This window comes from Achromobacter sp. (genome assembly GCF_036567245.1).
Taxonomy (GTDB): domain Bacteria; phylum Pseudomonadota; class Gammaproteobacteria; order Burkholderiales; family Burkholderiaceae_B; genus Achromobacter.
In genome coordinates this window covers 1-8,586 of the sequence record NZ_DATCUY010000406.1, presented here as the reverse complement: position 1 = coordinate 8,586, position 8,586 = coordinate 1, and the positions used below count along the sequence as shown (strand labels likewise).

Below are 8,586 nucleotides of genomic sequence, written 5' to 3'. Positions count from 1 at the left end.
GCAGGCCCGGCTGGCCCGCGCCGCGGCCTTCTGGCTGCCGGAACTGGCCCGGCGCCACTGGCACGGCAGCCTGCCTGCGGCGCGCTTCGACGCCGTCGTATTCGAGGCCGGCGATCCCCAATGGCTGCGCGGCGCGTTCTGGCAAACCTGAGGCCCGCCGTCCCCGGTAACGACCTGCCTAACAGTCGTTACGCCTGGACAGAACCGCGCCACAGCCCCGTGAGATAATCGCGCCCATGGATATGACCTCTCGTATGACGTCGCACTTTCGCGACGCCATGGCTGCGTGCGAACAAAGTATGAACGTCCTGGCCGAGCCGCTGGCAGTGGCGGTGGACGTGCTGTTCGGCGCCCTGGCAAACAACGGCAAGATTCTGGCTTGCGGCAATGGCGGCTCGGCCGCCGATGCGCAACATTTCATCGCCGAACTGGTGGGTCGCTTTGAACGCGAACGCCTGCCCCTGGCCGGCATCGCGCTCAATACCGACACCTCGATCCTCACCGCGGTAGGCAACGACTACGGTTTCGATGAGATCTACGAACGCCAGGTCAACGCCTTCGGCCAGGCCGGCGACGTGCTGGTGGCCATATCCACCAGCGGCAATTCCCCTAACGTGGTGCGCGCCATGGAAGCCGCCAGCGCCCGCGAAATGCACGTGCTTGCCCTGACCGGCAAGGGCGGCGGCGTCATGGGGGAACTCATTACGCCGATGGACGTCCATCTATGTGTTCCCAGCGATCGCACGATGCGCATCCAGGAAGTCCATATTCTGCTGCTGCACGCGCTGTGCGACGGCATTGACGCTCTTCTGCTTGGAGACACCGAATGATTTCTGACGTCCGTACCGCAGCCCGCCCGTTGATGCTCGCCGCGGCGCTATCCACCGCCGCACTCTCGCTGACGGCCTGCGCGCCCCTGATCGTGGGCGGCGCGGCCGCCACCACCGCGGTCGTCGTGACTGACCGCCGCACCTCCGGCATCCAGCTCGAAGACCAGAACATGGCGTTCAAGGCGCAAAGCCAGATCTCGCAGAAGCTGGGCGACACCGCGCGCGTCAATGCCATGGCCTACGGCGGCCACCTGCTGCTGACCGGCGACGTGCCCACCGAGGAAGCCAAGAACCAGGCCACCGCCATTGCCCAAGGGGTGGAGAACGTCAAACAGGTCATCAACCAGTTGAACGTCGGTCCCATCGCCTCGTTCGGCGTACGCTCCAACGACACCTGGCTGACTTCCAAGGTCAAGACGGCCCTGCTCAACACCAAGTACGTGCCCTCGGGCACCATCGCCGTAACGACCGACCACAGCGTCGTCTATTTGATGGGCAAGCTGACCCAGGCCGAAGGCGAGTATGCCGCCAACGCCACCGCCGACGTCGGCGGCGTGGCCAAGGTGGTTAAACTGTTCGAGACGATCAGCCGCGAGGAAGCCATCCGGCTGTCGAACACCGGTTCCAAGTCCAACACTTCCACGGAAACCAAAGCGCCCATCGAAAGCGGCGCCGGCGCAGCCAGCGACAACGCGGCCGGCACCAGCAACGGCGTAGAGGCCATGCCCATCAAATGAAGAAAGCCATCATCGCACTGGCCGTCCTGGTGGCGGTCGGCATCGGCGCCTGGTTCGTCATGCGCCCTGCCCAGACCGCGCCCGACGTCACCTTCACCACGCTGGAAGGCAAGACCTTCTCGATGCAGGACCTGCGCGGCAAGGTCGTGCTGGTCAAGTTCTGGGCAACCAGTTGCGTGACCTGTGTGAAGCAGATGCCGGAAACCATCTCGGCCTACAACGAGTATGCGTCCAAGGGCTACGAGGCGATCGCGGTCGCCATGAACTACGACCCGCCCAACTTCGTTCTGAACTTCGCCGACACGCGCAAGCTGCCGTTCCCGGTGGCCCTGGACACCAAGGGCGAGATCGCCCGCGCCTTCGGCGACATCCGCCTGACGCCCACGGCCTTCCTGATCGACAAGCAGGGCCGCATCATCAAGCGCTACCTGGGCGAATACGACGTGGCGGAATTCCATGCCACCGTGGAAAAAGCCCTGGCGGCAGGCTGAGCCCCGCCACGCGGCATCCGCGCCAGACCGCCCCTGATCGGGCGGTTTTTTTTCGCCTTGCGGCGGCTGGGCAGGCTGCCCTGCGCGCCCCAAAAGAAAAGCCGCCCGGGCTACGGGCGGCTTCCAGATCAGGCCAGGCCTATCGGACTCAGAATGCCGGAACCACGGCGCCCTTGTACTTGTCCTGGATGAACTTCTTCACCTCGGGCGTGTGCAGGGCCTGGACCAGCTTCTTGATTCCCGGCGCGTCCTTGTTGTCCGAACGGGTTACCAGGATGTTGGCGTAGGGAGAATCCGCGCCTTCGATGAACAGGGCATCCTTGGTCGGAACCAGGCCCGCTTCCAGCGCGTAGTTGGTGTTGATCAGCGCCAAGTCCACGTCATCGAGCGAGCGCGGCAGCATGGCGGCTTCCAGTTCGCGGAACTTCAGCTTCTTGGGATTCTCGACCACGTCGGCAGCCGTCGCCAGGATGTTGGACGGATCCTTCAGCTTGATCACACCCTGCTTCTGCAGCAGCACCAGGGCGCGGCCGCCGTTGGAGGGATCGTTCGGGATCGCGACCGTGGCGCCGTCCTTGAGCTCGGACAGGCTCTTGATCTTCTTGGAATAGCCGCCGAACGGCTCGACGTGCACCAGGGCCACCGGCACCAGCGTGGCCTTGCGGTCCTTGTTGAAGGAATCCAGGTAGGGCTTGTGCTGGAAGAAGTTGGCATCCAGCTGCTTGTCCGCCAGCTGCAGGTTGGGCTGCACGTAGTCGCTGAACACCTTGATGTCGAGCTCCACGCCTTCCTTGGCCAGTTGCGGCTTCACCACTTCCAGGATCTCGGCATGGGGCACCTGGGTCGCGCCCACCACCACTTTTTCGGCATGGGCGGCGTTCGCCGCCACCAGCAAGGCCGACGCCACCAGGGCGGACCGGACAAAGTTCAAACGCATGTGTTGCCTCTTTTATGGGTAAAAAAATCGGGGGCTGATGCCCCTGCCGGTGTGGCCCAGCCCCCTTTTGCGGGGCGCGCCGTTGCGAAATCGCCCCCAATTTACCTGAATGCCGGTTATTTGTCGGGCATATGAACATGGGTTTAAAGCATAAGAAACCTGTGGGTACTACAATCCGTCGTATGCTTGCGCTACCGCGTCCCGAACGCGTTTTTGTGCAGGCATTTTTTCTAACCACTCATACGTATATTTGCCGACTTAGCTGCCATGACCGACACCCCCGACCCTGCTGCCGTTTCGTCTCCTGCTGTCAAAGCCGCTGTGCTGTCTGAAGCACTGCCGTATATCCGACGATTTCACGGCAAGACCATCGTGGTCAAGTACGGCGGCAACGCCATGACGGAAGAGCGTCTGCAGCGCAGCTTCGCGCACGATGTCGTGCTGCTGAAGCTGGTGGGTCTGAACCCGGTGGTGGTGCATGGCGGCGGTCCGCAGATCGACGACGCGCTGCGCCGCATCGGCAAACAGGGCACCTTCATCCAGGGCATGCGCGTCACCGACGCCGAGACCATGGAAGTGGTCGAATGGGTGCTGGGCGGCCAGGTCCAGCAAGACATCGTCATGATGATCAACGAGGTCGGCGGCAAGGCCGTGGGCCTGACCGGCAAGGACGGCGGACTGATCCAGGCCCAGAAGAAGCTGATGGCCAACAAGGACAATCCGTCCGAACCCATCGACATCGGCTTCGTCGGCGACATCACCATGGTCGAGCCGGCCGTGGTCAAGGCGCTGCAGGACGACCAGTTCATCCCCGTCATCTCGCCCATCGGCTATGGCGAGGACGGCACGGCCTACAACATCAATGCCGACGTCGTGGCCGGCAAGATGGCGGAAGTGCTGGGCGCCGAAAAGCTGCTGATGCTGACCAACACCCCGGGCGTGCTGGACAAGGCCGGCAAGCTCTTGCGCAGCCTGTCGGCGCAGACCATCGACGAACTGTTCGCCGACGGCACGATCTCCGGCGGCATGCTGCCCAAGATCTCGTCCGCGCTGGATGCCGCCAAGAACGGCGTGAACTCGGTGCACATCGTCGACGGCCGCGTGCCGCACTGCCTGCTGCTGGAAATCCTGACCGACCAGGGCGTGGGCACGATGATCAGCTCGCACTGATGCGGGCACAGCGTTACCTGCTGCGGCCGGCGCTACGCATGCGCCGGTCCCGCCGCACCGCCACGGGCGTTTCCGAACGCCTGTGGCTGTTCGATCTGGACAACACGCTCCACGACACCTCGCACGCCATTTTCCCCAAGATCGACCACGGCATGACCATGGCCGTGGCCGAGGCGCTGAACGTCGACATCGACACCGCCAACCGCTTGCGCTCGCAGTACTGGAAGCGCTACGGCGCCACCATGATAGGCATGGTCCGGCATCACGGCGTGGATCCCCATGAATTCCTGCACCGCAGCCACGATTTCGACGTCGGCCCGCTGGTGCGTTCGGAGAAGGCGCTGGCCTACAAGCTGAGCCGGCTGCCGGGCCGCAAGGTGCTGCTGACCAACGCGCCGTTGCACTATGCCCGCGCCGTGCTCGCGCGCCTGGGTATCCTGCGGCAGTTCGACAGCCTCTGGGCCATCGAGCACATGCGCCTGCACGGCGAGTTCCGGCCCAAGCCTTCGCCCACGCTGCTGCGCCATGTGCTGGCCCGCGAAGGCGTGCAGGCGCGCAACGCGGTCCTGGTGGAAGACACGCTGGCCAATCTGCGCGGCGCGCGCCAGGCCGGCCTGCGTACCGTCCATGTGTATCACCCCGGCACGCCGTTCGCGCGCGGCCGCTCGCAGCGGCCGGCCTATGTCGACTTGCGGGTAAACTCCGTCAGTGATTTGCTGTTACGCCGACGCCCCTTGCGGGGATAGCGGCGCGCTCCTCCCCTCCCCCTTCACCGTCAAGCCTGCGCGAGAGCAGACCCTTCCATGGCGAGCAAACCCGGCGAGCGCAAGACCCAGATTCTGCAAACCCTGGCCGAGATGCTGGAGCAGCCGCACGCTTCCCGCATCACCACGGCCGCGCTCGCCGCGCGCCTGGAAGTCTCTGAAGCCGCGCTGTACCGGCACTTCGCCAGCAAGGCGCAGATGTTCGAGGGGCTGATCGAATTCATCGAAACCAGCATCTTCACGCTGGTGAACCAGATCGCCATCGCCGAACCTCATGGCCTGACCCAGGCCCACCAGACCGTCTCCATGCTGCTGACCTTCTCGGAACGCAACAAGGGCATGACGCGCGTGCTGACCGGCGACGCGCTGGTCACGGAAGACAACCGCCTGCAGGAACGCATCAACCACATCAACGACCGCATCGAGGCGTCGTTGAAGCAGTCGCTGCGCATCGCCGTCACCGATGGCGGCCTGCCGCCGCAGGCCAATGTGGCCGCCCACGCCAGCCTGCTGACGCATCTGGTGCTGGGCCGCTGGCTGCGTTATGCGCAGAGCGGCTGGCGCGTCGCGCCCACGCTGCACCTGGACGAACAACTGCGCCTGGCGCTGGGCTGAGCCGGCGCTCCGGTCATCCGGCCGTAGCGCCGATTAGCATCGTGGCACGATCCAATTAATTCCCGATCCGTCTTTTTTTTCGGCCATTAGCATTGTTCTATGCAACAATCTTCGCTTGCCGGCGGCGCGGGGCGACGAGCATAATGCCCGTCAGAGGTTTTCCACAAGCCCAAATCTCCACAGGCTTGATCTGCATCAATACGGGTTTTCCGCAATGCCGTCACGATCATGCTGTAGCGTCGACACACCGATTTGACCTATCCCGTTGCTCGCGGGGCGGTGTGTCGGCAGTTTGACCTCAACCGGAGATGGATATGACCGCGCAAGCCGCCGTCCCTGCCTCGCAAGCCCCAAAGAAAACCAAAATTCCAATCGGACTCATCGCCGGCATCCTGGTGATGATCGGCGTGCTGATGATGCCGCTGCCCGCCGACCTGCCCGTCGCGGGCCACCGGATGCTCGCCATCCTGGCATTCGCAGTGGTGGTCTGGATTACCGAAGCCGTGTCCTACGAAGCCAGCGCGATCATGATCACGACGCTGATGGCCTTCCTGCTGGGCACGGCTCCGACAATCAAAGACCCGCAAGTGCTCTATGGCACCTCGGCCGCGATCAGCATGGCGCTGACCGGCTTCGCGAACTCGGCGCTGGCGCTGGTCACCGGCGCCTTGTTCATTGCGGCCGCCATGACCTATACCGGGCTGGACCGGCGCATCGCGCTGGTGACCCTGGCCAAGGTGGGCACGAGCACGCGCCGCATCCTGATCGGATGTATCGCCGTGACCATCGTGCTGAGCCTGGTCGTGCCCAGCGCCACCGCGCGCAGCGCGGCCGTGGTGCCCATCATGATGGGCGTGATCGCGGCCTTCGGCGTGGACAAGCGCTCCAACATTGCCGCCGGCATCATGATCATCGTGGCCCAAGCCACCAGCATCTGGAACGTCGGCATCCAGACCGCCGCCGCGCAGAACCTGCTGACAGTGGGCTTCATGGAAAAGATGCTGGGCGAACGCGTGGCGTGGTCGGACTGGCTGATCGCCGGCGCCCCCTGGTCGCTGATCATGTCGGCCGTGCTGATCGCCGTCGTGCTCAAGCTGCTGCCGCCGGAAAGCGACAGCATCGCGGGAGGCAAGGAAGCCGTCGAGAAGTCGCTGCTTGAACTGGGTCCCATGACCGGTGCGCAAAAGCGCCTGATGGCCGTGTCGCTCATGCTGCTGTTGTTCTGGTCGACCGAAGGCAAGCTGCACAAGTTCGACACCACTTCCACCACCTATTTCGGCCTGGTTCTGCTGCTGCTGCCGCGCTTCGGCGTGATGACCTGGAAAGACGTGCAATCGCGCATCCCATGGGGCACCGTGATCGTGTTCGGCGTCGGCATCAGCCTGGGCACCGCCCTGCTGACGACCCAGGCCGGCCAATGGCTGGGCAACCAGGTCGTGGCCCACACCGGCCTGGACCATCTGGGACCGCTGGCCATCTTCGCGATCCTGGCCGCCTTCCTCATCATCATCCACCTGGGTTTCGCCAGCGCCACCGCGCTGACCTCGGCCATGCTGCCGATCCTGATCTCGGTGCTGGCCACGCTGCCGGGCGACTTCAGCCGCCTGGGCATGACGATGCTGCTGGGCTTCGTCGTCAGCTACGGCTTCATCCTGCCCATCAACGCGCCGCAGAACATGGTGTGCCTGGGTACGGAAACCTTCAACGCCAAGCAGTTCGCCAAGGTCGGCATCATCGTCACCATCGTCGGCTACCTGCTGATGCTGCTGATGGGCATGACCTACTGGCGCTGGCTGGGCTGGCTGTAAGGAGGGCGCATCATGAAGATTTCGATCGCCCAAGCCAATGAATACGGCCGCCGCGTGCTGATGGCCCAAGGCGTGCCCGAGGACATCGCCCGCGACGTGGCCGAGCACCTGGTCGAGTCCGACCGGGTGGGCTACACCAGCCACGGCCTGTCCATCCTGACCAACTACCGGCGCGTGCTGTCCGAAGGCCTGGCCCAGGCCGACGGCCGGCCCGAGCTGATCAACGACCGCGGCGCGATGCTGGCCTACGACGGCCATCACGGGCTGGGCCAATATGTCGGCAAGGTCGTCATCGAGAAAGCCATCGAGCGCACCCAGGAACACGGCCAGTGCATCCTGACCCTGCGCCACAGCCACCACCTGGGCCGCATGGGCCACTATGGGGAAATGGTAGCGGCCAAGGGCCTGATCCTGCTGGCCTTCACCAACGTGATCAACCGCTCGCCGACCGTGGCGCCTTTCGGCGGCGCGCAGGCTTGCCTGACCACCAACCCGCTGTGCTTCGCCGGCCCGCTGCCTGGCGGCCGTCCGCCATTCATCGTTGACATGGCCACCAGTTCCATCGCCGTCAACAAAGCGCGGGTGCTGGCCGCCAAGGGCGAGGAAGCGCCCGCGGGCTCGCTGATCGACGCTCAAGGCAATCCGACCACCGATCCGAACGCGCTGTTCACCGACCCGCCCGGCGCCCTGCTGCCGTTCGGCGGCCACAAAGGCTATGCGCTGGGCCTGGTGGCCGAGCTGTTGGCCGGCGTACTGTCGGGCGGCGGCACGATCCAGCCCGAGCATCCGCGCAACGGGGTGGCGACGAACAATATGTTCGCGCTGCTTTTGGATCCGCAGGTGGACTTCAATACGGACTGGCGGTCGATGGAGGTGGGCGCGTTCATCGACTACCTGCACGCCTGCAAGCCGCAACCGGGCGTCGAGGCCGTGCAGTACCCGGGCGAGTATGAAGCCCGCAATCGGGCGCTGAACGAGGATGCACTGACGTTCGACAGCCGGATCTGGGATGGTCTTACCAAGCTGGCGGTCGACCTTGGGGTGCCTGAGGCGTTGCCTTCTTGATGGCTTAAGTTGTTTGCTTGCTTGTGGGCGTCAGAGGTTCTTGAGACGCCCGTCACGTCGGCGGCCCGCCATGCGCGGGGCAACGATTGCGGTCCGGAGCGTTCGCTCCGGACTTCCCCTTCGTCATCTTCGTCCAGGCCTTCGGCCTTCCCTTCAGATTCCCTCGGGC

The 8,586-nt window shown here is 64.5% G+C and carries 9 protein-coding genes; 8 read left to right on the top strand and 1 reads right to left on the bottom strand.

Annotated features, from left to right (window positions below):
• Positions 1-236 precede the first annotated feature (236 nt).
• From VIR09_RS17235 to VIR09_RS17225, 3 genes are read left to right on the top strand one after another with little or no spacing between them, the layout of a single operon-like run.
• On the top strand, positions 237-830 hold the full coding sequence (locus VIR09_RS17235) for a phosphoheptose isomerase (protein ID WP_013396736.1): 594 nt from the start codon (positions 237-239) through the stop codon (positions 828-830).
• Entirely contained in the window at positions 827-1,567 is a 741-nt protein-coding gene (locus VIR09_RS17230) for a BON domain-containing protein (RefSeq protein WP_332013976.1), read from the top strand. The genes VIR09_RS17235 and VIR09_RS17230 overlap by 4 nt, the downstream gene beginning before the upstream one ends.
• Positions 1,564-2,058, top strand: coding sequence for a TlpA disulfide reductase family protein (locus tag VIR09_RS17225; RefSeq protein WP_332013975.1), 495 nt, complete (start codon positions 1,564-1,566; stop codon positions 2,056-2,058). The genes VIR09_RS17230 and VIR09_RS17225 overlap by 4 nt, the downstream gene beginning before the upstream one ends.
• A gap of 148 nt (positions 2,059-2,206) precedes the next feature.
• Here VIR09_RS17225 and VIR09_RS17220 read toward each other — a convergent pair whose 3' ends face one another.
• Positions 2,207-2,995: a MetQ/NlpA family ABC transporter substrate-binding protein gene (locus tag VIR09_RS17220; protein WP_332013974.1), complete on the bottom strand. Its 789-nt coding sequence runs from the start codon at positions 2,993-2,995 to the stop codon at positions 2,207-2,209.
• 267 nt (positions 2,996-3,262) lie between these two features.
• Here VIR09_RS17220 and argB point away from each other — a divergent pair, with 267 nt between their 5' ends.
• The 5 genes from argB (at position 3,263) to VIR09_RS17195 (ending at position 8,417) form a co-directional block, all read left to right on the top strand.
• Positions 3,263-4,165: an acetylglutamate kinase gene (argB, locus tag VIR09_RS17215; protein ID WP_175210386.1), complete on the top strand. Its 903-nt coding sequence runs from the start codon at positions 3,263-3,265 to the stop codon at positions 4,163-4,165.
• Positions 4,165-4,911, top strand: coding sequence for a pyrimidine 5'-nucleotidase (locus tag VIR09_RS17210; protein ID WP_332013973.1), 747 nt, complete (start codon positions 4,165-4,167; stop codon positions 4,909-4,911). Before argB ends, VIR09_RS17210 begins: the two co-directional genes overlap by 1 nt.
• A gap of 57 nt (positions 4,912-4,968) precedes the next feature.
• The gene (slmA, locus tag VIR09_RS17205) at positions 4,969-5,544 is read left to right on the top strand and encodes a nucleoid occlusion factor SlmA (RefSeq protein WP_013396742.1); all 576 of its coding nucleotides are present in this window, start codon (positions 4,969-4,971) and stop codon (positions 5,542-5,544) included.
• Positions 5,545-5,858: 314 nt separating this feature from the next.
• A complete protein-coding gene (locus VIR09_RS17200; protein WP_332013972.1) occupies positions 5,859-7,352 on the top strand; it encodes a DASS family sodium-coupled anion symporter in 1,494 nt (497 codons plus the stop codon).
• Between the two features lie 12 nt (positions 7,353-7,364).
• Positions 7,365-8,417: an Ldh family oxidoreductase gene (locus VIR09_RS17195; RefSeq protein WP_332013971.1), complete on the top strand. Its 1,053-nt coding sequence runs from the start codon at positions 7,365-7,367 to the stop codon at positions 8,415-8,417.
• Positions 8,418-8,586: the final 169 nt, after the last annotated feature.

Bases quoted from the DNA above. Each gene is read 5' to 3' on its own strand.
- VIR09_RS17230 (WP_332013976.1), top strand. From the start codon at position 827: ATGATTTCTGACGTCCGTACCGCAGCCCGCCCGTTGATGCTCGCCGCG.
- VIR09_RS17235 (WP_013396736.1), top strand. From the start codon at position 237: ATGGATATGACCTCTCGTATGACGTCGCACTTTCGCGACGCCATGGCT.
- VIR09_RS17220 (WP_332013974.1), bottom strand. From the start codon at position 2,995: ATGCGTTTGAACTTTGTCCGGTCCGCCCTGGTGGCGTCGGCCTTGCTG.
- argB (WP_175210386.1), top strand. From the start codon at position 3,263: ATGACCGACACCCCCGACCCTGCTGCCGTTTCGTCTCCTGCTGTCAAA.
- VIR09_RS17200 (WP_332013972.1), top strand. From the start codon at position 5,859: ATGACCGCGCAAGCCGCCGTCCCTGCCTCGCAAGCCCCAAAGAAAACC.
- VIR09_RS17225 (WP_332013975.1), top strand. From the start codon at position 1,564: ATGAAGAAAGCCATCATCGCACTGGCCGTCCTGGTGGCGGTCGGCATC.
- VIR09_RS17195 (WP_332013971.1), top strand. From the start codon at position 7,365: ATGAAGATTTCGATCGCCCAAGCCAATGAATACGGCCGCCGCGTGCTG.
- VIR09_RS17210 (WP_332013973.1), top strand. From the start codon at position 4,165: ATGCGGGCACAGCGTTACCTGCTGCGGCCGGCGCTACGCATGCGCCGG.
- slmA (WP_013396742.1), top strand. From the start codon at position 4,969: ATGGCGAGCAAACCCGGCGAGCGCAAGACCCAGATTCTGCAAACCCTG.